21 protein-coding genes are annotated in these 23,487 nt (G+C 66.4%); 16 read left to right on the top strand and 5 right to left on the bottom strand.

Features of this window, described 5'->3' with window-relative positions; translation table 11 throughout:
* The first annotated feature begins 44 nt into the window (after positions 1–44).
* Together HWX07_RS09790 and HWX07_RS09785 are read left to right on the top strand one after the other, a co-directional pair.
* Positions 45–674 carry a glutathione S-transferase gene (locus tag HWX07_RS09790; RefSeq protein WP_175876187.1) on the top strand — a complete coding sequence of 210 codons (630 nt, stop codon included), beginning with the start codon at positions 45–47 and terminating at the stop codon, positions 672–674.
* Between the two features lie 172 nt (positions 675–846).
* Positions 847–1,053 carry a hypothetical protein gene (locus HWX07_RS09785; protein ID WP_006476356.1) on the top strand — a complete coding sequence of 69 codons (207 nt, stop codon included), beginning with the start codon at positions 847–849 and terminating at the stop codon, positions 1,051–1,053.
* Between the two features lie 110 nt (positions 1,054–1,163).
* Here the strand turns inward: HWX07_RS09785 and proP are convergent, their stop codons facing one another.
* Positions 1,164–2,654, bottom strand: a complete 1,491-nt coding sequence (proP, locus tag HWX07_RS09780) for a glycine betaine/L-proline transporter ProP (RefSeq protein WP_175876186.1) — start codon at positions 2,652–2,654, stop codon at positions 1,164–1,166.
* Between the two features lie 538 nt (positions 2,655–3,192).
* Here proP and HWX07_RS09775 point away from each other — a divergent pair.
* Positions 3,193–3,525 carry a YnfA family protein gene (locus tag HWX07_RS09775; protein ID WP_012328233.1) on the top strand — a complete coding sequence of 111 codons (333 nt, stop codon included), beginning with the start codon at positions 3,193–3,195 and terminating at the stop codon, positions 3,523–3,525.
* A gap of 30 nt (positions 3,526–3,555) precedes the next feature.
* Here HWX07_RS09775 and dnaQ read toward each other — a convergent pair whose 3' ends face one another.
* Genes dnaQ through HWX07_RS09760 form a run of 3 tightly spaced genes read right to left on the bottom strand, consistent with a single transcriptional unit; the run spans position 3,556 to position 5,583 of the window.
* A complete protein-coding gene (dnaQ, locus tag HWX07_RS09770; RefSeq protein ID WP_012328234.1) occupies positions 3,556–4,290 on the bottom strand; it encodes a DNA polymerase III subunit epsilon in 735 nt (244 codons plus the stop codon).
* 40 nt (positions 4,291–4,330) lie between these two features.
* Positions 4,331–4,774 (bottom strand): ribonuclease HI, encoded by a 444-nt coding sequence (gene rnhA / locus HWX07_RS09765; protein WP_006476352.1) that lies wholly within the window; start codon positions 4,772–4,774, stop codon positions 4,331–4,333.
* Positions 4,771–5,583 carry a class I SAM-dependent methyltransferase gene (locus HWX07_RS09760; protein ID WP_006476351.1) on the bottom strand — a complete coding sequence of 271 codons (813 nt, stop codon included), beginning with the start codon at positions 5,581–5,583 and terminating at the stop codon, positions 4,771–4,773. The genes rnhA and HWX07_RS09760 overlap by 4 nt, the downstream gene beginning before the upstream one ends.
* An 18-nt stretch (positions 5,584–5,601) precedes the next feature.
* Here HWX07_RS09760 and gloB point away from each other — a divergent pair, with 18 nt between their 5' ends.
* The 8 genes from gloB to HWX07_RS09720 all read left to right on the top strand — a co-directional run bounded on the left by gloB (position 5,602) and on the right by HWX07_RS09720 (position 16,102).
* On the top strand, positions 5,602–6,423 hold the full coding sequence (gene gloB, locus HWX07_RS09755) for a hydroxyacylglutathione hydrolase (RefSeq protein ID WP_006476350.1): 822 nt from the start codon (positions 5,602–5,604) through the stop codon (positions 6,421–6,423).
* Positions 6,424–6,574: 151 nt separating this feature from the next.
* A complete protein-coding gene (locus HWX07_RS09750; protein ID WP_006476349.1) occupies positions 6,575–8,152 on the top strand; it encodes a transglycosylase SLT domain-containing protein in 1,578 nt (525 codons plus the stop codon).
* 151 nt (positions 8,153–8,303) lie between these two features.
* Positions 8,304–9,521, top strand: coding sequence for an MFS transporter (locus HWX07_RS09745; protein ID WP_175876185.1), 1,218 nt, complete (start codon positions 8,304–8,306; stop codon positions 9,519–9,521).
* Positions 9,522–9,887: 366 nt separating this feature from the next.
* Positions 9,888–11,033: a glutamine-hydrolyzing carbamoyl-phosphate synthase small subunit gene (gene carA / locus HWX07_RS09740; protein ID WP_034174190.1), complete on the top strand. Its 1,146-nt coding sequence runs from the start codon at positions 9,888–9,890 to the stop codon at positions 11,031–11,033.
* 37 nt (positions 11,034–11,070) lie between these two features.
* A complete protein-coding gene (gene leuE / locus HWX07_RS09735; protein WP_006476346.1) occupies positions 11,071–11,730 on the top strand; it encodes a leucine efflux protein LeuE in 660 nt (219 codons plus the stop codon).
* Between the two features lie 49 nt (positions 11,731–11,779).
* The gene (gene carB, locus HWX07_RS09730; protein WP_012328237.1) at positions 11,780–15,034 is read left to right on the top strand and encodes a carbamoyl-phosphate synthase large subunit; all 3,255 of its coding nucleotides are present in this window, start codon (positions 11,780–11,782) and stop codon (positions 15,032–15,034) included.
* Positions 15,035–15,152: 118 nt separating this feature from the next.
* Positions 15,153–15,629 carry a transcription elongation factor GreA gene (greA, locus tag HWX07_RS09725; protein WP_006476345.1) on the top strand — a complete coding sequence of 159 codons (477 nt, stop codon included), beginning with the start codon at positions 15,153–15,155 and terminating at the stop codon, positions 15,627–15,629.
* Positions 15,630–15,643: 14 nt separating this feature from the next.
* On the top strand, positions 15,644–16,102 hold the full coding sequence (locus tag HWX07_RS09720) for a DUF4149 domain-containing protein (protein ID WP_006497614.1): 459 nt from the start codon (positions 15,644–15,646) through the stop codon (positions 16,100–16,102).
* 49 nt (positions 16,103–16,151) lie between these two features.
* Here HWX07_RS09720 and HWX07_RS09715 read toward each other — a convergent pair whose 3' ends face one another.
* Positions 16,152–16,676: a YhbY family RNA-binding protein gene (locus tag HWX07_RS09715; RefSeq protein ID WP_034174189.1), complete on the bottom strand. Its 525-nt coding sequence runs from the start codon at positions 16,674–16,676 to the stop codon at positions 16,152–16,154.
* 193 nt (positions 16,677–16,869) lie between these two features.
* On the opposite strand from HWX07_RS09715, the gene HWX07_RS09710 reads away from it, so the two are divergent.
* The 5 genes from HWX07_RS09710 (at position 16,870) to pstS (ending at position 23,429) form a co-directional block, all read left to right on the top strand.
* Positions 16,870–17,532, top strand: a complete 663-nt coding sequence (locus tag HWX07_RS09710) for an RlmE family RNA methyltransferase (RefSeq protein ID WP_175876184.1) — start codon at positions 16,870–16,872, stop codon at positions 17,530–17,532.
* Between the two features lie 166 nt (positions 17,533–17,698).
* The gene (gene ftsH / locus HWX07_RS09705) at positions 17,699–19,594 is read left to right on the top strand and encodes an ATP-dependent zinc metalloprotease FtsH (protein ID WP_011694248.1); all 1,896 of its coding nucleotides are present in this window, start codon (positions 17,699–17,701) and stop codon (positions 19,592–19,594) included.
* A 28-nt stretch (positions 19,595–19,622) separates the two neighbouring features.
* Positions 19,623–20,564 (top strand): dihydropteroate synthase, encoded by a 942-nt coding sequence (gene folP, locus HWX07_RS09700; protein ID WP_175807626.1) that lies wholly within the window; start codon positions 19,623–19,625, stop codon positions 20,562–20,564.
* A gap of 31 nt (positions 20,565–20,595) precedes the next feature.
* Complete coding sequence (glmM, locus tag HWX07_RS09695; protein WP_175876183.1) at positions 20,596–21,951, top strand: phosphoglucosamine mutase; 1,356 nt, start codon at positions 20,596–20,598, stop codon at positions 21,949–21,951.
* 443 nt (positions 21,952–22,394) lie between these two features.
* A complete protein-coding gene (pstS, locus tag HWX07_RS09690; protein WP_006476338.1) occupies positions 22,395–23,429 on the top strand; it encodes a phosphate ABC transporter substrate-binding protein PstS in 1,035 nt (344 codons plus the stop codon).
* The last annotated feature ends 58 nt before the right edge of the window (positions 23,430–23,487 follow it).

The following is a 23,487-nucleotide window of genomic DNA, read 5'->3' as shown; positions in this document are numbered from 1 at the left end:
TGCTACAGTCGTCAGTCCCATTCCCTCGAAGCGGAGCGTTCGCGATGAAGCTGATCGGCATGCTGGATTCTCCGTTCGTGCGCCGCGTCGCCATTTCGGCGAAGCTGCTCGACCTGCCGTTCGAACACGAGTCGATCTCGGTGTTTCGTCATATCGAGCGGTTCAGGACGCTCAACCCGGTCGTCAAGGCGCCGACGCTCGTGACCGACGGCGGCGCGACGCTGCTCGATTCGTCGCTGATCGTCGACTATCTCGACCACCTGGCCGCGCCGGAGCGGCGCCTGCTGCCCGACGCCGTCGAGGCCCGGCTGCGCGCGCTGGTGCCGATCGGCTTCGCGCTGGCCGCCGCCGAGAAAACCGTGCAGTTCGTCTACGAGCAGGCGCCGCGCCCGTCGGACAAGCAGCACGAACCGTGGGTCGATCGCGTGCTGAGCCAGCTCGAAGGCGCATACGGCGCGCTGGAACCGCTGGTCGCGGCCGCCAACGGCTGGTTCGGCGGCGCGCGATTGCTGCAGTCGGACGTGACGGTCGCGGTGGCGTGGCGCTTCACGCAGTTCATGGCGGCCGATTACCCGGTGCTGGCGCGGATCGATCCGGCCCGTTATCCGGCGCTCGCCGCGCATTCCGCGCGGGCGGAAGCGTTGCCGGCCTTCGTCGAAACGCCGCTCGTCTAGGTTTCGAAGCGGGACGCCGGGCTGTCGCGCACCGCTGTCGGCCGCCGCTCGCCCTTGTCCGGCAAGCCGCCGCCGATTGTTCTCGGCGGCTGACAAGTGACTTCGCATTCGCGCTGTTTATCCGGAGGCGACCGATCCCTAGAATCCACTCCATCAAATCACGCATTGCCAGATGGAGCCGATGATGAAAGCCCTGATCGAATCGAGCCTGTACCACCCGTCCGTCGTGTTGGCGCTTGCCGGGCTCACGCAGCTGATGGTCGAGCGCGATTTCAATCTCGGCCAGGTCGGGATGATCGTCGCGGCGCGCGGTGCACAGGCAGCCGTGTCACGGTCGCGCGCGCTGATTTTCTGCCGTCACTGCGAAGCGCAGGCATGAAGGCGTTCGCGCCGGTTGTATGAAAAAAAGCCCGGCCGGCGCAAGCCGGTCGGGCGGATCGGGTTCGATCGGGCCCCGGCTTCGGCCGGGGCTTTTTCATTGCGCGACGCTTACGCGCGGGCGGGAGTCGCGACGCCGTAGACCTCCGATTCGTCGTCGTCCTCGCGCAACTGGCGCGCGAGCTGGTGCGCTTCGCGGCGCGTCGCGACGGCCGGCGGCGAGCCCTTCAGCGGCTGGCGCGCGGTTTCGGCGAGCGCGACGACCGACACGATGCCGATCAGCGCGGCGCCCATCATGTAGTACGCGGGCATCATCAGGTTGTGCGTCACGTCGACGAGCCACGCGGTCACCAGCGGCGTCGTGCCGCCGAACAGCGACACCGACACGTTGAAGCCGATCGCGAGCGCGCCGTAGCGGATCTCGGTCGGGAACAGCGCGGGCAGCGCCGACGGCATCACACCCGTGAAACACGACAGCAGCACGCCGAGGATCAGCAGGCCGGCGAACACCGACGCCGTGGTGCCCGTGTGGATCAGCATCAGCGACGGGATCGACAGCACCAGCAGGCCGACGCAACCGGCGAGCATCACCGGCTTGCGGCCGACCTTGTCCGACAGGCGGCCGGCGTACAGCGTCATCGGCATCATCAGCACCATCACGATCAGCACCAGCACGAGGCTGTGCGATTCGTCGAAGTGCAGCGTCGACGACATGAAGCTCGGCAGGTACGACAGCACCATGTAGTCGGTCACGTTGAAGATCAGTACGAGGCCGACGCACAGCAGCAGCGCACGCCAGTTGGCGAGCAGCGTCTCGCGGAAGCGCGCCTTCGGCACGGCCTTGTCCTGCGCTTCGCGCTCTTCGGCCTGACGCTTGAACGCCGGCGTTTCCTCGAGCTTCATCCGGATGTACAGACCGATCAGGCCGAGCGGCCCGGCGATCAGGAACGGCACGCGCCAGCCCCACGACAGCAGCGCTTCCTGCGACAGCGACGCGGTGAGCAGCGCGACGACGCCTGCGCCCAGCACATAGCCGATCAGCGTGCCGAATTCGAGGAAGCTGCCCATGAAGCCGCGGCGCTTGTCGGTCGAGAACTCGGCGATGAAGGTGGCGGCGCCGCCGTACTCGCCGCCGGTCGAGAAGCCCTGCACGAGGCGGGCGACGAGCAGCAGGATCGGGGCCATGATGCCGATCGACGCATAGCTCGGGATCAGGCCGATCGCGAAGGTGCCGACGGCCATCATGATCATCGTGGCGGCGAGCACGCGCTGGCGGCCGATGCGGTCGCCGAGCGGGCCGAACACCATGCCGCCGAGCGGGCGCACGAGGAACGCGGCCGCGAACGTGCCGAAGGTGGCCAGCAACTGCGCGGACGGGCTGCTCGACGGGAAGAACACCTTGCCGAGCGTGACGGCGATATAGCTGTAGACGCCGAAGTCGAACCATTCCATCGCATTGCCGATGGCCATTGCGCTGACGGCGCGCTTGAGCAGGCTCTGGTCGACGACGGTGATGTCGTCCGCGGCGAGCGGGGCTTCGCCGGACGACGAAGCGGAGGAAGAGACAGCGGTCGGGCTGACGTGTGTTGCGGTCAAGGTCATGCACTCCTTTGACAGCGCCGGAACGGGCAGGCCGTCCGACACGGTTTGCCGGCGAGCGCGGTGTCGTGTGCTGCGCGTCGGGGCAGGCCATTAAGCACTTACTGCATAGGGGGCAGCAAAGGGCCAAGGGGCTGCTTCGACGCGGGCCCGATGGGCCGTCGCGACAGTGCGCTCATGAAGAATGGGCCGCGTGATGCAGGCGGCGGATGCCGGTGCGGACGATGGGTCCGGCGTGCCGGCAACGCCCCGGAGGGGCAGCGAAACGAGAAAAGCGGGCCTGTCGGGCGGGCTTTCCTGTGGATGCAATTTCGATCGAGGCACCGGGCCGCAGCGTGCGGACGGACTTCGCTCAAAATCGAAAAGACAGAGATTGAATGTTGAAACAGGCGACATGATAGCACGATGACGGATGATCGTGCAAATTGCCTGGAATGGCCCGTCTGGCGGGGCATCCGGCGCGGCCCGCTCGGGTATGATCGGCGGCGCGCGGCGCGGCCATGCCGCCCGGCGCGACGGGGCTGAATTCGCGAGGAACCGGATGACCGAACTGATGAGGATCGCGGCGTTGTTCGCCGCGACTGCGCTGGCCGAAATCGTCGGCTGTTACCTGCCGTGGCTCGTGCTGAAGGGCGGACGTTCGGCCTGGCTGCTGGTGCCGGCCGCGCTGTCGCTCGCGCTGTTCGCGTGGCTGCTGACGTTGCACCCGAGCGCGGCGGGGCGCACGTATGCCGCGTACGGCGGCGTGTACATCGCGGTGGCGCTGATCTGGCTGCGGGTGGTCGACGGCGTCGCGCTGACCCGCTGGGACGTGGCCGGCGCGGCGCTCGCGCTCGGCGGGATGGCCGTCATCGCGCTGCAGCCGCGCGCCTGAGCGGCGCGGCCGCGGCGCGTGCCGCGTGCATCAGGCTGCTTCGGCCGTATCCGTGTCGGCGGGCTGGCGCCACACGCACGTGCCCTTGACCGACTTGTCGAGCTCGTCGAGCTGAGCCTGGTGCGCGGCCAGCTCGTCTTCGCTCGCGGCCACCACGGCCAGGTCGAGCGCGGCAAGCGACACGCGTTTGCCGTTTGCCGCGCTGCCGTCGGCGCCCGCGTCGTCGAGCATGTCGATCACGAGGCTGTCCTGGCCGCGCGTCATCGCGAGATACACCTCGGCGAGCAGCTCCGAGTCGAGCAGTGCGCCGTGCAGCGTGCGGTGCGCGTTGCTGATGCCGAAACGGTCGCACAGCGCGTCGAGCGAGTTGCGCTTGCCGGGGAACATCTGCTTGGCCTGCACCAGCGTGTCGATCACGCCGCCGCAATGCTCGGTGAACGGCGGCAGGCCGAGCCGCGCGAATTCGGCGTCGAGGAAGCCCAGGTCGAACGGCGCGTTGTGGATGATCAGCTCGGCGTCCTTCACGAAGTCGAGGATCTGGTGGGCGACTTCCGCGAATTTCGGCTTGTCGCTCAAGAATTCGGTCGTGAGGCCGTGCACCGCCAGTGCGCCCGGATCGCTGTCGCGCTCGGGGTTCACGTAGAAGTGCAGGTTGTTGCCGGTGAGCCGCCGGTTCAGCAGCTCGACGCAGCCGATTTCGATGAGGCGGTCGCCCGTGCGGGCGTTCAGGCCGGTGGTTTCGGTATCGAGAATGATCTGGCGCATATCGGGAAAAGCAACGAAAACAGGAGAGGGCGGCCGGGGTTCAGGCGGCCAGCGATTCGACGCCGCGGTTCGCGAGCGCGTCCGCGCGCTCGTTTTCGGGATGGCCCGCGTGACCCTTGACCCAGCGCCACTCGATCTCGTGCTGAGCGACGAGCGCGTCGAGCCGCTTCCACAGGTCGGCATTCTTCACGGGCGTCTTCGCCGCGGTGACCCAGCCCTTCTTCTTCCACCCGTGGATCCACTCGCTGATGCCTTTCTGCACGTATTGCGAGTCGGTATGCACGATCACCCGGCACGGCCGCTTCAGTGCTTCGAGCGCGGCGATCACGCCCATCAGCTCCATGCGGTTGTTGGTCGTGTTCGGCTCGCCGCCGAACAGTTCCTTTTCTTGACTGCCGTAGCGCAGCAGGGCGCCCCAGCCGCCGGGGCCGGGGTTGCCCTTGCAGGCGCCGTCGGTATAGATGTCGATGGTGTCGGTTGTCATGAATGTTCTTGGTGAGTGGTCGGGGAGGCCGCCGGCGTCAGGCCCGGTGCGAGCACGGGCTTCTTCATCTTGATCGGGCCGACGAGGCGCATGCCGCGCACGCGCTTGACGGCCGTCACCATGTAGACGGCGCCGAAGATCGGCCACCAGCGGTCGCCGGCGGCCTCCATGAAGCCGTAGCGGGCCAGCCACTGGTCGGTGGCGAGCGGCGGACGGTAGCAGCCGAAGCGGCCGCGTTCAAGGTCGAAACCGAGCAGCTTGATCCAGTCCTTGAGCCGGATGAACGCGATCTGGTCGCGCGTGGCCGGCACGAACGGGCGGTTCGCCATGCGCCCGAACGTCTGCCGCATGCCCCACAGGCTGAGCGAATTGAAGCCGGTGATCACGAGCTGGCCTTCCGGCATCAGCACGCGCTCGGCCTCGCGCAGCAGACGGTGCGGGTCGGACGTGAATTCGAGCGTGTGCGGCATCACGATCAGGTCGACGCTCTGCGATTCGAAGGGCAGGTCGAGCAGGTCGCACCACGTCGTGCTGCGATCGGCGGGCGCGTGGGCCGCCGTGTGTGCTTCGCGCGCCCACGGATACTGATACGGCGCGCTCGCGCCGCTCGCCGGGTCGAGCACGAGGCCGCGATACGGCATGCGGTTCTCGCGCAGCGCGTCGAGCTGCGGCAGGCCGAGCTGCAACGCGTGGAAGCCGAAGACGTCGGATACGATCCGGTCGAGCTGCGCCTGCTCCCAGCCCAGCACGTAACGGCCGGGCGGCGAGTCGGTCCAGGCGGGCCAGTCTATAATTTGACGGTCAGACATAACGATGATTGCGCGCCTATGAACGAGCTGGAATACGTGCCGGTTCCGGCATTCGAAGACAACTATATCTGGCTCGTCTCGGACGGCCGCGATGCGATCGCCGTCGACCCGGGTGAAGCCGCGCCCGTACGCCGGGTTCTTGCCGAACGAGGCTGGCGGTTGACCGCTATTTTACTCACGCACCACCACGCCGACCACGTCGGCGGTGTCGAGGCGCTGCAGCATAGCCAACCGGCCGATGTTCCGCTCACCGTTTACGGCCCCGCGGCCGAAGCGATCGGCGTGGTCACGCAGCCGCTTTCGGGTGGCGATCGCGTGACGCTCGACGCGCCGGCCGTCGCGTTCGACGTGCTCGACGTGCCGGGCCATACACGCGGCCACATTGCTTATTTTCAGGCGGCCGGTCAAGGCGCGGCCGGGCAGGGCAACGCGGTGCCGCACGTGTTCTGCGGCGACACGCTGTTCTCGTGCGGCTGCGGCCGCCTGTTCGAAGGCACGCCCGCGCAGATGCTCGGGTCGCTCGACGCGCTCGCCGCGCTGCCGGGCGACACCCGAGTGCATTGCGCACACGAATACACGCTGTCGAACATCCGCTTCGCGCTCGCGTGCGAGCCGGGCAATGCGGCACTCGCCGCGTGGCGCGACGACGCGCAGGCCCTGCGTGCGCGCGGTGTGCCGACGCTGCCCACTACGATCGCGCACGAGCGTGCCGTTAACCCGTTCATGCGGGCCGACAGCGCGGCGATCCATGCAACGCTCGAGGCCGAGCTGCACGAAACGGTGACGGATCGTCTGGCGGCGTTCACGCTGATGCGCGAATGGAAAAACCGGTTCCGGTGACGTTTTCCGGAGGACTCCAAAGCTCAAGCGGTGTCTGTAAAAATTGCTCCAAATGTAGGATTTCGCTGAGTTTTCGGTGTTTTTATTGACGTGAAGCACGCACTTCCGTAGTATCGCCTGCAATTTCCAGCCGTCGGAAGCCGAGATTTTCATGCGACTTATATTGAGTGCGATGGTGGTGCTGCTACTCGCCGCTTGTGCGAGCCAGCCCCCTGTCGCCAACAACGCCGCCGATTCGCAGGCGACGTCCAACTACCTCCGTAAATCAGCCACCGCCAAAGAAACTGTCGACGTCGACAAGCAATCCGTCGGCGACCTGACCACTGCAGACTCCGATCTCTGGGCGCGCATTCGCCGCGGCTTCCAGATGCCCGACCTGCAGAGCGATCTCGTCGACATGCAGACGACCTGGTATACGCAGCGTCCCGATTACGTGCAGCGCATGACCGAGCGCTCGCAGAAGTACCTGTATCACATCGTCGAGGAACTCGAGGCGCGTCACATGCCGACCGAGCTCGCGCTGCTGCCGTTCATCGAGTCCGCGTACAACCCGCAGGCGCTGTCGGTCGCGAAGGCGGCCGGCATGTGGCAGTTCATGCCCGGCACCGGCCGCACGTACAACCTGAAGCGCAACATGTGGCAGGACGAGCGCCGCGACGTGCTCGCGTCGACGAGCGCCGCGCTCGACTACCTGTCCCGCCTGCACGACATGTTCGGCGACTGGTATCTGGCGCTGGCCGCGTACAACTGGGGCGAGGGCAACGTGCAGCGCGCGATCGCGCGCAACCAGGCGGCCGGGCTGCCGACCGACTACCAGAACCTGCGGATGCCGAACGAGACGCGCAACTACGTGCCGAAGCTGCAGGCGGTGAAGAACATCATCGCGAGCCCGCAGCAGTACGGCCTGACGCTGCCCGATATCCCGAACCATCCGTATTTCGTGACGGTCACGACGTCGCGCGACATCGACGTGGCGGTGGCCGCGAAGCTCGCGAACCTGCCGCTCGACGAGTTCCGCTCGCTGAACCCGTCGTTCTCGAAGCCCGTGATCCTCGGCGCGACCGAGCCGCAGATCCTGCTGCCGTTCGACAACGCATCCGCGTTCGAGAAGAGCCTGAAAGCGTACAACGGCCAGCTGTCGTCGTGGACCACCTACACGGTCAGCGAGCGTGCACGCCCGGCCGCGATCGCCGAGAAGATCGGCGTCGATGCCGATACGCTGATGTCGGTCAACAAGATTCCGGCCGGCATGCGCCTGAAGCCGGGCTCGACGATCGTCGTGCCGCGCGGCAATGACGACGACGAGGACATCAGCGCCGACGTCGCCGAAAACGGCGCGCTCGCGATGGAGCCGGACGTCCCCGATACGCGCAAGATGCTGATCCGCGTGCGCCGCAAGCAGTCGATGGCGGCGATCGCCGGCCGCTATGGCGTGTCGGTCGGCCAGTTGAAGGCGTGGAACCGTACGCACCGCGATCTCGCGATGCCGGGCCAGGCGCTCGTGCTGCACGTGCCGGTCGGCCGTTCGGTGCCGGCCGAGCCCGGTCCGGAGCGGATCGCGACGTCGACGGGCGGTGCGCACATCGAGCGCGCGAGCCTGGCGGTGGGCGGCAAGTCGCACGGCGGCAAGCGCGGCGGCGCCAAGTCGTCGGCCCGGCCAGCGGCGAAGGCTGCGCCCGCGAAAGCCGCGCCGGCCAAGGCCGCCGCGCACAAGGGCAAGAAGAAGTAAGCGCGGCTGCCGCGCGCAGCGTGGCGGCCGGTGAGGCCCGCGCGATTGCGCTATCATCCGACGAATTCGACGAAACGCCGTCACCGAGGTGACGGCGTTTTCGTTTGCGCGCGGCGCAACGTCGCGCGTCTTCATCGAACAAGGGGGAGCGATGTCGTCGGTGCAGGTGAGGGTGCTCGCGCTGTTTTCGGTCGGGTATTTCGTGTCGTATGTGTTTCGCGGCGTCAATCTGGGCTTCGCGCCGTTCGTCACGCATGAACTCGGGTTGTCGGCCGCCGATCTCGGCTTGCTCACCAGCCTCTATTTCCTCGGCTTCGCGGGCGCGCAGATCCCGGCCGGCGTGATGCTCGACCACTTCGGCCCGCGGCGCGTGACGGCTGGCATGCTGCTGTTCGCGGCGGCCGGCGCGGCCGTGTTCGGTGCGGCGCATGGCATCGGCACGATGATGGTCGGCCGGCTGCTGATCGGCGTCGGCGTATCGGTCTGTCTCGGTGCGGCGTTCAAGGCGCTCGCGCAGCATTTCCCGGTTGGCCGGCTGCCGCTCGTCAACGGCCTCGTGATGGCCGTGGGCGGCCTCGGCGGCGTGATGGTCGGCTCGCCGTTGACCTGGCTGCTCGGCTGGGCGAGCTGGCGCGCGATCTGTTTCGGCCTCGCGGTGCTGACCGTGGCCGTCGCGGCGTCGATCGGCTTCGGGGCGCCCGACGCGCAGCAGGCGCGTCACCAGGGCGGCCTCGTCAGTCAGTTCAAGGGCACGTGGCACATCCTGACGAGCCGGGCGTTCTGGAAGATTGCGTCGTTCTCCGTCGTCACGCAGGGCGTGTTCTATGCGATGCAGTCGCTGTGGGTGGGCCCGTATCTGCGGGATGTCGGCGGATTCGACGCGCCGCATGCCGCGCGCCTCGTGTCGGTGCTCGGCTTCGCGATGATGGCCGGCTGCGTCGGCTTCGGCGCGGCGGCGCGCGTGCTCGAGCGGCGCGGCGTGTCGGTCTACGCGACTTGCGGCATCGGCATGGCGCTGTTCGTCACGACGCAACTCGCGATCGTCGCGCGCGTGCCGTTGCCGCCGGCCGTGCTGTGGGCCGCCTACGGGATGTTCGGCGGCGTGGGCATCCTGACCTACGCGGTGATGGCCGGCCACTTTCCCGCCCATCTGATCGGTCGCGCGAACACGACGCTCACGCTCGTGATCTTCCTGCTGATCTTCGTGTTCCAGATCGGCGTCGGCGCCGTGTTGTCGCACTGGCCGGCGGTCGACGGCCGTTATCCGGCCGCCGCGCACTTCACCGCCTGGGGCGTGCTGCTCGCGCTGCAACTCGCGAGCGCGGTCTGGTACGTCTGGCCCGCGCGCGGCGCTGGCCAAGCCCACTGATCCGGCGGTACGCTGATGGCTGGGGCGGCCGCTAAAACAGGGTCGCAGCATGGTGCGCTGCGCCTGCCGCTCGCGGCGCGCGCATGATCGGACGGCCATATCCATTGAAGATAGGGCCATTTTCAGGCTATAATTTGAAAGTTTGTGCTGATCAACCTCGCACCCTAGCGCCTACCTCATTCATCCCGTTCATCCGCCGCACGCCGCCTGCCGGGCGATGCCGCGAAGCCTCGTGCGCCACGCGCCGGGTTCGCGTCTCGACAACGCAGGCCGCGTCCAGCTAGCGACCACGCGCGCCCACGCAGCGCGGCGCTCGCGCGGCAGGGTAAACAGGTCGGCAGCAGGGTGTTCCCCAAGGAGCCTCCCGTGTTGCCGTCTTTTTCTCCCGCCTTGCTTGCACTCGCCGACGGCACGGTCTTTCGTGGTTATTCGATCGGGGCCGAAGGCCATACGATCGGCGAAGTCGTGTTCAATACCGCGATCACCGGCTATCAGGAAATCCTGACTGATCCGAGCTACTCGCGCCAGATCGTCACGCTCACCTATCCGCATATCGGCAACGTCGGCGTCAACGCCGAAGACGTCGAAGCCACGAAAGTCCATGCCGCCGGCCTGATCATCCGCGATCTGCCGACGCTCGCATCGAACTTCCGCATGGACCGCACACTCGGCGACTATCTGCGCGACGAAGGCGTCGTCGCGATCGCCGGCATCGACACCCGCAAGCTCACCCGTATCCTGCGCGACAAGGGCGCGCAAAGCGGCTGCATCCTGACGGGCTCGGATGACGAAGCGAAGGCGATCGAGCTCGCGCGCTCGTTCGAGGGTCTCGCCGGCATGGATCTCGCGAAGGTCGTGTCGACCACCAAGCCGTTCGAGTGGAAGCAGACGGAATGGCGTCTCGAAGGCGGCTACGGCATGCAGGAAGCGCCGAAGTACCGCGTCGTCGCGTACGACTTCGGCGTCAAGTACAACATCCTGCGCATGCTCGCGGAGCGCGGCTGCCACGTGACCGTGCTGCCGGCCCAGGCGAGCGCGGAAGATGCGCTCGCGCTGAATCCGGACGGCATCTTCCTGTCGAACGGCCCCGGCGACCCGGAGCCGTGCGATTACGCGATCGCGGCCACCAAGGCATTCATCGAGCGCGGCGTGCCGACCTTCGGCATCTGCCTCGGCCACCAGATCATGGGTCTCGCGGTCGGCGCGAAGACGCTCAAGATGAAGACGGGCCACCACGGCGCGAACCATCCGGTGAAGGATCTCGGCGACGGCCGTGTCGTGATCACGTCGCAGAACCACGGCTTCGCGGTCGACGCCGATTCGCTGCCGGCCAACGCACGCGTGACGCACGTGTCGCTGTTCGACGGCACGCTGCAGGGCTTCGAGCTGACCGACAAGCCGGCGTTCTGCTTCCAGGGTCACCCGGAAGCGTCGCCCGGCCCGCACGACATCGGCTACCTGTTCGACCGTTTCACCGCGCTGATGGACGCGGCGAAGCAGCGCACCGCTTAACGTCATCGACGCAACCGAAGGACGGGAGATTCACATCATGTTCGGCCACGCACTCGGCATCACGGATATCTGGACCTACGTGTTCGGCGTGATCTTCATCATCCTGCTGCCGGGGCCGAACTCGATGTACGTGCTGTCGCTCGCCGCGCAGCGCGGCGTGAAGGCCGGCTATCGCGCGGCCTGCGGCGTGTTCGTCGGCGATACCGTGCTGATGGTGCTGTCCGCCGCGGGCGTCGCGTCGCTGCTGAAGGCGAACCCGCTGCTGTTCTCCGTCGTCAAGTACGGCGGCGCCGCGTACCTGCTGTACATCGGCACCGGGATGCTGCGCAGCGCGTGGCGCAAGCTGCGCGCGCGCGGCGACGCGCCGGTCGAGGCGCCGCAGGCGGTCGACGGCGAGCGGCCGCTCCGGAAAGCGCTGATCGTGAGCCTGCTGAATCCGAAGGCCATCCTGTTCTTCATCTCGTTCTTCATCCAGTTCGTCGACCCGGCATTCCCGCATCCCGCGCTGTCGTTCGTCGTGCTCGGGGCGATCGCGCAATGCGCGAGCTTCCTCTACCTGAGCACGCTGATCTTCGCGGGCGCGCGGCTCGCCGAGCACTTTCGCCGCCGCCGCAAGCTCGCGGCAGGCGCGGCGAGCAGCGTGGGCGGCCTGTTCATCGGTTTCTCGGTGAAGCTGGCGCTCGCGACCATGAGCTGAGCGCCGCCGGCCGACCCACGACAACGATTACTTATTGAATTCACAAGCCATGCCAAAACGCACAGACATCAAGAGCATCCTCATCATCGGCGCCGGCCCGATCATCATCGGCCAGGCGTGCGAGTTCGACTATTCGGGCGCGCAGGCTTGCAAGGCGTTGCGTGAGGAGGGCTACAAGGTCGTTCTCGTCAACAGCAACCCGGCGACGATCATGACCGACCCGAACACGGCCGACGTGACCTACATCGAGCCGATCACCTGGGAAGTCGTCGCACGCATCATCGAGAAGGAGCGCCCGGACGCGATCCTGCCGACGATGGGCGGCCAGACCGCGCTGAACTGCGCTCTCGACCTGCACCACCACGGCGTGCTCGAGAAGTTCGGCGTCGAGCTGATCGGCGCGTCGCCGGAAGCGATCGACAAGGCGGAAGACCGCCAGAAGTTCAAGGAAGCGATGACCAAGATCGGTCTCGGTTCCGCGAAGTCGGGTATTGCGCACTCGATGGAAGAGGCGACCAAGGTGCACGCCGAGATCATGGCGGAGACGGGCGGCAGCGGCTACCCGGTCGTGATCCGTCCGTCGTTCACGCTCGGCGGCTCGGGCGGCGGCATCGCGTACAACCGCGAAGAGTTCGAAGAGATCTGCAAGCGCGGTCTCGACCTGTCGCCCACGCGCGAGCTGCTGATCGAAGAGTCGCTGCTCGGCTGGAAGGAGTACGAGATGGAAGTCGTGCGCGACCGCGCCGACAACTGCATCATCGTCTGCTCGATCGAAAACCTCGACCCGATGGGCGTGCACACCGGCGACTCGATCACGGTAGCGCCTGCACAGACCCTCACCGACAAGGAATACCAGATCCTGCGTAACGCATCGCTCGCGGTGCTGCGCGAGATCGGCGTCGACACGGGCGGCTCGAACGTGCAGTTCTCGATCAACCCGCGGGACGGCCGCATGGTCGTCATCGAGATGAATCCGCGCGTGTCGCGTTCGTCGGCGCTCGCATCGAAGGCGACCGGCTTCCCGATCGCGAAGGTCGCGGCGAAGCTGGCGGTGGGCTACACGCTCGACGAGCTGAAGAACGAAATCACCGGCGGCCAGACGCCGGCGTCGTTCGAGCCGACGATCGACTACGTCGTCACGAAGATCCCGCGTTTCGCGTTCGAGAAATTCCGCGAAGCCGATTCGCGCCTGACCACGCAGATGAAGTCGGTCGGCGAAGTGATGGCGATCGGCCGCACGTTCCAGGAGTCGTTCCAGAAGGCGCTGCGCGGCCTCGAAGTCGGTGTCGACGGCCTCGACGAGAAGTCGACCAACCGCGACGAGATCGCGATCGAGATCCACGAGCCGGGTCCGGACCGTATCTGGTACGTCGGCGATGCGTTCCGCATCGGCATGACGGCCGAGGAAATCTTCGCGGAAACCGCGATCGACCCATGGTTCCTCGAGCAGATCGAGCAGATCATCCTGAAGGAAAAGGCGCTGTCGGGCCGCACGCTCGCATCGCTGACGTTCGACGAGCTGCGCTACCTGAAGCAGAGCGGCTTCTCCGACCGCCGCCTCGCGAAGCTGCTCGGCGCGACGCCGGAAGACGTCCGCCGCCGCCGCGTCGAACTGAACGTGCGTCCGGTCTACAAGCGCGTCGACACGTGCGCGGCCGAGTTCGCGACGAAAACGGCCTACATGTACTCGACCTACGAGGAAGAGTGCGAGGCGCAGCCGACCACGAACAAGAAGATCATGGTGCTGGGCGGCGGCCCGAACCGGATCGGCCAGGGCATCGAGTTCGACTACTGCTGCGTGCACGCGGCGCTCGCGATGCGCGAGGACGGCTATGAAACGATCATGGTCAACTGCAACCCGGAAACGGTGTCGACCGACTATGACACGTCCGACCGCCTGTACTTCGAGCCGCTGACGCTGGAAGACGTGCTCGAGATCGTCGACAAGGAAAAGCCGGTCGGCGTGATCGTCCAGTACGGCGGCCAGACGCCGCTGAAGCTCGCGCTCGACCTCGAGGCGCACGGGGTGCCGATCGTCGGCACGTCGCCGGACATGATCGACGCGGCCGAAGACCGCGAACGCTTCCAGAAGCTGCTGCAGGACCTCGGCCTGCGCCAGCCGCCGAACCGCACCGCGCGCGCCGAAGACGAAGCGCTCGCGCTGGCCGACGAAATCGGCTATCCGCTGGTCGTGCGCCCGTCGTACGTGCTCGGCGGCCGCGCGATGGAAATCGTCCACGAGCCGCGCGACCTCGAGCGCTACATGCGCGAGGCCGTGAAGGTGTCGAACGATTCGCCGGTGCTGCTCGACCGCTTCCTGAACGACGCGATCGAGTGCGACGTCGACTGCATCTGCGACGGCGAAGCCGTGTTCATCGGCGGCGTGATGGAGCACATCGAGCAGGCGGGCGTCCACTCGGGCGACTCGGCATGCTCGCTGCCGCCGTACTCGCTGTCGAAGGAAACCGTGGCCGAGCTGAAGCGCCAGACGGGCGCGATGGCGAAGGCGCTGAACGTGGTCGGCCTGATGAACGTGCAGTTCGCGATCCAGCAGGTGCCGCAGGCGGACGGCTCGAAGCAGGACATCATCTACGTGCTGGAAGTGAACCCGCGCGCGTCGCGCACTGTGCCGTACGTGTCGAAGGCGACCAGCCTGCCGCTCGCGAAGATCGCGGCGCGCGCGATGGTCGGCCAGAAGCTCGCGCAGCAGGGTGTGACGAAGGAAGTCGAGCCGCCGTACTTCAGCGTGAAGGAAGCGGTGTTCCCGTTCGTCAAGTTCCCGACCGTCGATCCGGTCCTCGGGCCTGAAATGCGCTCGACCGGCGAAGTGATGGGCGTCGGCCAGACGTTCGGCGAAGCGCTGTTCAAGTCGCAGCTCGCGGCCGGTTCGCGCCTGCCGGAGTCGGGCACGGTGCTGCTGACCGTGATGGACGCGGACAAGCCGAAGGCCGTCGAAGTCGCGCGCATGCTGCACGACCTCGGCTACCCGATCGTCGCGACCAAGGGCACGGCAGCCGCGATCGAAGCGGCCGGCGTGCCAGTGAAGGTCGTGAACAAGGTGAAGGACGGCCGTCCGCACATCGTCGACATGATCAAGAACGGCGAGATCGCACTCGTGTTCACGACGGTCGACGAGACGCGCCAGGCGATCGCCGATTCGCGCTCGATCCGCATGAGCGCGCAGGCGCACAAGGTCACGTACTACACGACGATGTCGGGCGCGCGCGCGGCCGTTGAAGGCTTGCGCTACCTGAAGGATCTGGAAGTCTATGATTTACAAGGTCTTCACGCTCGCCTAAACTAAGCAGTCAGTTACCTGTCGAAGCAACACGTGCCGCGATTAGGCGGTGTTTCCAGTGCATCGGAAGCGCGCTTAATCGCGGTGATTTTTTTTATAGCCGTTTTTAGCGATTGAGCCGTTTATGAGCACCATTCCGTTGACAAAGCGTGGCGCAGAGCAACTGCGCGATGAATTGCAGCGCCTCAAGTCCGTCGAGCGGCCGGCCGTGATCAACGCGATCGCGGAGGCCCGCGCACAGGGCGATCTGTCCGAAAACGCCGAATACGACGCAGCGAAGGAAAAGCAGGGTTTTATCGAGGGCCGCATCGCGGAACTCGAATCCAAGCTGTCCGCCGCGCAAATCATCGATCCCACGGTGCTCGACGCCGATGGCCGCGTGGTGTTCGCCGCGACGGTCGAACTCGAGGATCTCGAGTCGGGCGACACCGTCAAGTACCAGATCGTCGGCGACGACGAAGCCGATATCGATCACGGCCTGATCTCGGTCAGCTCGCCGATCGCACGTGCGCTGATCGGCAAGTCCGAAGGCGACGTCGCGGCCGTGCAGGCACCGAGCGGCGTGCGCGAGTACGAAATCATCTCGGTCAGCTACATCTGAAGCGGGGCGACGTGATGCCGCATCGCGTGTTCCGTCTGCTGTCGGCCGTGTGGGTCGGCAGCCTGCTGACGATCGGGTATGCGGTCGCGCCCGTATTGTTCAAGACGCTGGAACGGATGACGGCCGGTTCGGTCGCCGCCCAGCTGTTCCGTATCGAGGCGATCCTCGGCGTCGTGTGCGGCGTGCTGCTGCTCGCGTTGTCGAATCAGCAGGTGCGGCGCGGCAGCAGCGAGTATCGCCGCGTGCGCTGGATCGTCGCCGCGATGGTCGTATGCGTGCTGGTCGGGTATTTTGCGCTGCAGCCGTTCATGAACGCGCTGCGTGTGGCCGCGATGGATGCGGGCACCGATATCGCGAATTCGCCGTATGCGAGCCGCTTCGGGATGCTGCACGGCGTTTCGAGCGTGTTCTATCTGGTCGAAAGCGTGCTGGGGCTGATGCTGATCTGGCGTCTGCCGGCGCGCGACGCCTGAGCGCCGCGCTGGGGCAGGGCGGCACGGGAATCCGTGCCGCGCAGGCATGTTACTTGTCCTGAAACGGCCGCTTGGTGCTGGCCTGGCGCTTTTTAGCGCGCTTCACGGTGCCGCCTGCCGTCACGCGTTCGTTGCCGCGCACCGTGACCTTCACCGGCCTCGGACGGCGCACGGGGCTCGCGTTCGGCGACACCTTGACGACCTTGACGGTGCGCGGGGCGCGGCCTTTCTTGTCGTCGGCGGCTTCTGCCGCGCTGGGCAGCGCACCGGCACGACGGCCGCGGGCCGGGGCCGCTGCGGCTTCGGGCTTCCAGATCACCAGCAGCTTGCCGATATGCTGAATCGGGGCCGCGTTCAACCGGTCGCAGATCTCGTCGTAGATCGCGATGCGTTCGTCGCGCTCGTCGCCGAACACGCGGATCTTGATCAGTTGGTGCGCGTCGAGGTGCACCTTGATTTCCTTCAGCACGGCGTCGGTCAGCCCTTCGGCGCCGATCAGCACGACGGGCTTGAGCGCATGGGCCTGGGAGCGCAGCGCGGAGCGCTCGGCGGGAGAAAGCGAAAGGGCGGGCATGGAAATGTCGAAATCTAAATAAGGGCGCGCTGACTGAAAAGCGATCGCGGGACTTTCCCGCATCAGCCGTGCGCCGAAACCACGTAAAATCGCGGCTTGGGCCTGAAAAGGGGCCGCAGCCGCGCGAAGAAGACGCGTATTATCCGCTAAAAGCGCGGCTTCACGAAGCAATTGGCAGCAATCTCTCTCTCGAATGGCAAAAAACCGCTTCAACCAGCACTGGCTGCACGACCACATCAACGACCCGTACGTCAAAATGGCGCAGCGGGAGGGCTATCGCGCGCGCGCCGCGTACAAGCTGAAGGAAATCGACGAGCAGGACAAGCTGATCCGTCCGGGCCAGGTAATCGTCGATCTCGGCGCCACGCCGGGCAGCTGGAGCCAGTATGCCCGCAACAAGCTCGCGCAGGGCAAGAAGCGTGACGCGGAGCGCGAAGGCGGCATCGACGGCACGATCGTTGCGCTCGACATCCTGCCGATGGATCCGATCGCCGACGTCCACTTCCTGCAGGGCGACTTCCGCGAGGACGACGTCCTCCACCAGCTCGAAGAAGTGCTCGAAGGCCGCGCGGTGGACCTTGTTATTTCCGACATGGCCCCCAACCTCTCCGGCGTGGCCTCGGCGGACGCGGCGCGCATCGAGCATCTCTGCGATCTGGCGCTCGAATTCGCGCAGAACCATCTGAAGCCGGACGGTGCGCTGCTCGTGAAGTGCTTTCACGGCAGCGGCTACAGCCAGATCGTCGAGAAGTTCAAACAGCAGTTTAAGGTTGTCGCGCCACGCAAGCCCAAGGCATCCCGCGACAAATCGTCCGAAACGTTCATTTTGGGTCGGCAGCTGAAGCATCCGCGTTGACGCGGAGTGCGGTGCCGCAAACGGGCTCCGGCCCTTGCCAGACAAGCGAAGCGCTATCGCGGCGGTTGTCAATGCTTATGGCGGGGGTGGTCGGACTGGATTAGAATGACCGAGGGGCGCCGCAAGGAAAATGTAGGCGCTCGTCTACGAGTGAAGGAGTGGTGCTTTGAACAACAATATGTTTTCGAAGGCAGCGGTGTGGCTGGTGATCGCACTGGTGCTGTTTACGGTGTTCAAGCAGTTCGACAAGCCCCGCGTCCAGGAAGGCGTGTCCTATTCGCAGTTCATGGACGACGCCAAGAACGGCAAGGTCAAGAACGTCATCGTTCAGGGGCGCAACCTCACCGTCACTCCGGCTGATGGCCAGAAATACCAGATCGTGTCGCCCGGCGACATCTGGATGGTCGGCGATCTGATGAAGTACGGCGTGCAGGTCAGCGGCAAGGCCGACGACGAGCCGAACGCGCTGATGTCCGCGCTGTACTACCTCGGGCCGACGATCCTGATCATCGTGTTCTGGTTCTACATGATGAGGCAGATGCAGGGGGGCGGCAAAGGCGGCGCATTCTCGTTCGGGAAATCGCGTGCGCGGCTGATCGACGAGAACAACAACGCGGTGAACTTCTCCGACGTCGCGGGCTGCGACGAAGCGAAGGAAGAAGTGTCCGAGCTCGTCGACTTCCTGCGCGATCCGCAGAAATTCCAGAAACTGGGCGGCCGCATTCCGCGCGGCGTGCTGCTGGTCGGCCCTCCGGGTACCGGCAAGACGTTGCTCGCCCGCGCGATCGCGGGTGAAGCGAAGGTGCCGTTCTTCAGCATCTCGGGTTCGGACTTCGTCGAAATGTTCGTCGGCGTCGGCGCGGCCCGTGTGCGCGACATGTTCGAGCAGGCGAAGAAGCATGCGCCGTGCATCGTGTTCATCGACGAAATCGACGCGGTCGGCCGTCATCGCGGCGCCGGCATGGGCGGCGGCAACGACGAGCGCGAACAGACGCTGAACCAGATGCTCGTCGAGATGGACGGCTTCGAGGCGAATTCGGGCGTCATCGTGATCGCCGCGACCAACCGTTCCGACGTGCTCGACAAGGCGCTGCTGCGTCCGGGCCGTTTCGACCGTCAGGTCTATGTCGGCCTGCCGGACATCCGAGGCCGCGAGCAGATCATGCGCGTGCACCTGCGCAAGGTGCCGATCGCGAACGACGTCGACGCGGCGGTCATCGCACGCGGCACGCCGGGCTTCTCGGGCGCCGATCTCGCGAACCTCGTGAACGAGGCTGCGCTGTTCGCCGCCCGTCGCGGCAAGCGTATCGTCGAGATGCAGGATTTCGAGGACGCGAAGGACAAGATCTTCATGGGTCCGGAGCGCAAGTCCGCCGTGATCCGCGAGGAAGCGAAGCGCGCGACGGCATACCACGAGTCGGGCCACGCGGTCATCGCGAAGCTGTTGCCGAAGGCCGACCCGGTGCACAAGGTCACGATCATCCCGCGCGGTCGCGCGCTGGGCGTCACGTGGCAGTTGCCGGAGCATGACAACGAGACGTATTCGAAGGATTACCTGCTGGACCGCCTCGCGATCCTGTTCGGTGGCCGCGTGGCCGAAGAGCTGTTCATGAACCTGGTTAGCACCGGGGCATCGGACGACTTCAACAAGGCCACGCAGACCGCGCGTGCGATGGTGGCCCGTTTCGGCATGACCGACGCACTCGGCCCGATGGTCTACGTCGACGACGAGAACGATGCGTCGCCGTTCGGCCGCGGCTTCACGCGCACGATCTCGGAGGCGACGCAGCAGAAGGTCGACTCGGAAATCCGCCGCGTGCTGGACGAGCAGTACAACCTCGCACGCCGCCTGCTCGAAGATAACCGCGACAAGGTCGAGGCGATGACCGCCGCACTGATGGAGTGGGAGACGATCGACGCCGATCAGATCAACGACATCATGGAAGGCCGTCCGCCGCGCTCGCCGAAGAGCTCGCCGGCTGTCGGCGGCGATTCGTCGGGCGGCGGCAGCGCCGAGGTCAAGCCCGGCAGCGCGCCGGCACCGGCTACGCCGGCGGCATAATCTCCGCTTTAACGCCGTTCACGGGCTGGTGTGGCTTCACACCGGCCCGTTTTGCATTCATCCACGCCCGTTGCTCGTGTCCGATTCCGCTGTGTCCCCGTTCATTCCCGCGCCGCTCCAGTGCGGCCGCTTCGAACTGACGTTCGAACGCCCGCTCGTGATGGGCATCCTCAACGCCACGCCCGATTCGTTTTCCGACGGCGGCCGCTTCCTCGCGCGCGACGATGCGCTGCGCCAGGCCGAGCGGATGATTGCCGACGGCGCGGACCTGCTCGACATCGGCGGCGAATCGACGCGCCCCGGTGCGCCGCCGGTGCCGCTCGACGAGGAGCTCGCGCGCGTGATTCCGCTCGTCGAGGCGCTGCGGCCGCTGAACGTGCCGCTGTCGATCGATACCTACAAGCCGGCCGTGATGCGCGCGGCGTTAGCCGCCGGTGCGGACCTGATCAACGACATCTGGGGGTTCCGCCAGCCGGGCGCGATCGATGCGGTGCGCGACGGCAATAGCGGACTGTGCGCGATGCACATGCTCGGCGAGCCGCAGACGATGCAGGCGGGCGAGCCCGACTACGGCGACGTCGTGACCGACGTGCGCGATTTTCTCGCCGCGCGCGCCGAGGCGCTGCGCGACGCGGGGGTGGCGGCGGAGCGCATCTGCGTCGACCCGGGCTTCGGGTTCGGCAAGGCGGTCGTCGACGACAACTATGCGCTGCTGGCCGCGTTGCCGGACACGGCGCCCGCGCGTCCCGACGGGCGCGCTTATCCGATTCTCGCGGGCATGTCGCGCAAGTCGATGCTCGGTGCGGTGATCGGCGGCAAGCCGCCGATGGAACGCGTCGCGGCGAGCGTGGCGGCTGCGGTGTGCGCGGTCGAGCGGGGCGCCGCGATCGTGCGCGTGCACGACGTCGCGGCGACGGTCGATGCGCTGAAAGTATGGAATACCGTGCGCGCAGCCGCACGGCAACGATAAGCAAGTCAGAAAGACGAAGGAGGAAGGACTCATGGGACGTCGATATTTCGGCACGGACGGCATTCGCGGCACGGTGGGCGAAGCGCCCATCACGCCGGACTTCGTATTGCGCCTCGGCTACGCGGCCGGCAAGGTGCTGGCCGGCTCCGCCGACGTCGCGGCAGGCTCGCGTCCGACGGTGCTGATCGGCAAGGACACGCGCGTGTCGGGCTACATGCTCGAAGCCGCGCTCGAGGCCGGCTTCTCTGCGGCCGGCGTCGACGTGATGCTGGCCGGCCCGATGCCGACGCCCGGCGTCGCGTACCTGACGCGTGCGCTGCGTCTGTCGGCCGGTGTGGTGATCAGCGCGTCGCACAACCCTTATCACGACAACGGGATCAAGTTTTTCTCGGCTGACGGCAACAAGCTGCCCGACGACATCGAAGCCGCGATCGAAGCGTGGCTCGACAAGCCGCTCGAATGCGCGCCGTCCGACGGCCTCGGCAAGGCGCGTCGCCTCGACGACGCGGCCGGCCGCTACATCGAGTTCTGCAAGAGCACGTTCCCGGCCGCGTTCGACTTGCGGGGCCTTAAGCTCGTGATCGATTGCGCGCACGGCGCCGCGTACCAGATTGCGCCGCACGTGTTCCACGAACTCGGCGCGGACGTCATCCCGATCGGCGTCGCGCCGAACGGCTTCAACATCAACGACGGCGTCGGCGCGACCGCGCCGGACGCGCTGGTGCGCGCGGTGCGGGCGAACCACGCCGATCTCGGCATCGCGCTCGACGGCGACGCCGACCGCCTGCAGCTCGTCGACGCGACCGGCCGCCTGTACAACGGCGACGAACTGCTCTACGTGCTCGTGAAGGACCGAATCGCGACCGACGGCAAGGTCGACGGCGCGGTCGGCACGCTGATGACAAACCTCGCGGTCGAAGTCGCGCTGCAGCGCGAGGGCGTGAAGTTCGTCCGTGCGACAGTCGGCGACCGCTACGTGCTCGAGCAGTTGCGCGAGCACGGCTGGCAGCTCGGCGCGGAAGGGTCGGGCCACATCCTGTCGCTCGACCGGCATTCGACCGGCGACGGCATCGTGTCGGCACTGCTCGTGCTGGCGGCGCTCAAGCGCAGCGGCCGCACCCTCGCGCAGATGCTCGACGGCGTCACGTTGTTTCCGCAGAAGCTGATCAACGTGCGGATGAAGCCGGGCGCCGACTGGAAGGGCAGCGCGTCGATTCGCGCTGCGATCGATGCAGCCGAAGCCGCGCTTGCGGGCAGCGGTCGCGTGCTGATCCGCGCGTCCGGCACGGAGCCCGTCCTGCGCGTGATGGTCGAAGCGCAGCAGGCGGCCGATGCGGTGCGCCACGCGGAGACGATCGCCGACGCGGTGCGGGCTGCAACGACTTGACCAGCGGCAGGCGCGCGCGGCGGTCCGCCCGCCCGCGCGCCGGCTTCCGATGAATTCGCATGCGGCGCCTTCGGGCGCCGTCGTTTTTGTCAGACGCAAAGGTTTGCCATACCTATAAGTGACGCACTTCGGCAAACGCATTATTCCGATTTCATCAGGTATCCGACCCCACGATTGCAGCGACCGCGAAACCGGCTTCCCGCCCGGCTGACGCTGCGCTACCATGCGTCCGCGCGCCCTCGAAGACGGGCGTCATTCCCATCTCTGCGAGCCAGGCAATTCTTGCCGCCACCGCCGCTCCGGCGTCCCGACACGCCGCCCGATATTCCCTTTCAACCAGTCATGTTACTGTCACGCCAGTTTCATCGATTGTCACATTACCGTCATGAGCAGCCCCTAACCTTCGCGGTGCCGTAGTCATCCGCTCACACACTGGAGGTCTCATGAAATTGATGCAAACCGCGATTGCCGGCCTGGCTGGCGCGCTTTTCGCCGTCGCCGCCCACGCTGCCGACATCACGGGCGCAGGTAGCACGTTCGCGATGCCGATCTATACGAAATGGGCTGCCGATTACCAGCAGTCCGGCGGTTCGAAGGTCAACTACCAGGGCATCGGCTCGTCGGGCGGCCTGAAGCAGATCGTCGCGAAAACGGTCGATTTTGCCGGTTCGGACGCACCGCTGAAGGATGAAGAACTCGCGAAGGAAGGCCTGTTCCAGTTCCCGACGGTGGTCGGCGGCGTGGTGCCGGTCGTCAACGTGCCGGGCGTGAAGGCCGGCGAACTGACGCTGTCGGGCCCGGTGCTCGGCGACATCTACCTCGGCAAGATCAAGAAGTGGAACGACCCGGCGATCGCCGCGCTGAACCCGAAGGTCAAGCTGCCGGATACGGACATCGCGGTGGTCCGCCGCGCTGACGGCTCGGGCACGAGCTTCATCTGGACGAACTACCTGTCGAAGGTCAACGACGAGTGGAAGTCGAAGATCGGCGAAGGCACGACGGTCAACTGGCCGACGGGCACGGGCGGCAAGGGCAACGACGGCGTCGCGGCCTTCGTGCAGCGCCTGCCGGGTGCGATCGGCTATGTCGAGTGGGCGTACGCGAAGAAGAACAACATGACCTACACTGCCCTGAAGAACTCGACGGGCACGGTGGTTGAGCCGAAGACGGAAACGTTCAAGGCCGCGGCAGCCGGTGCGAACTGGTCGAAGTCGTTCTACCAGATCCTGACGAACCAGCCGGGCAAGGAAGCTTGGCCGGTCGTCGGCGCGACGTTCGTGCTGCTGCACGCGAAGCAGGACAAGCCGGAGCAGGGCGCGGAAACGCTGAAGTTCTTCAGCTGGGCGTTCAAGAACGGCGAGAAGGCCGCCGACAGCCTCGACTACATCTCGCTGCCGGCGTCGGTCGAGACGGAAATCCGCAAGCAGTGGAAGACGAAGGTGACGGACGCTTCGGGCAAGCCGGTCGCCGCCGAGTAAGCCATCCAGCGGTTCGCTGCCCGGCCGTGCCGGTCGGGCAGTGTGTGCGGTAAAGCCG

This window comes from Burkholderia sp. BCC0097 (assembly GCF_902832985.1).
Taxonomy (GTDB): Bacteria; Pseudomonadota; Gammaproteobacteria; order Burkholderiales; family Burkholderiaceae; genus Burkholderia; species Burkholderia orbicola.
The sequence above is the reverse complement of the archived record's forward strand: the minus strand, read 5'-3'. Positions and strand labels throughout refer to the sequence as shown.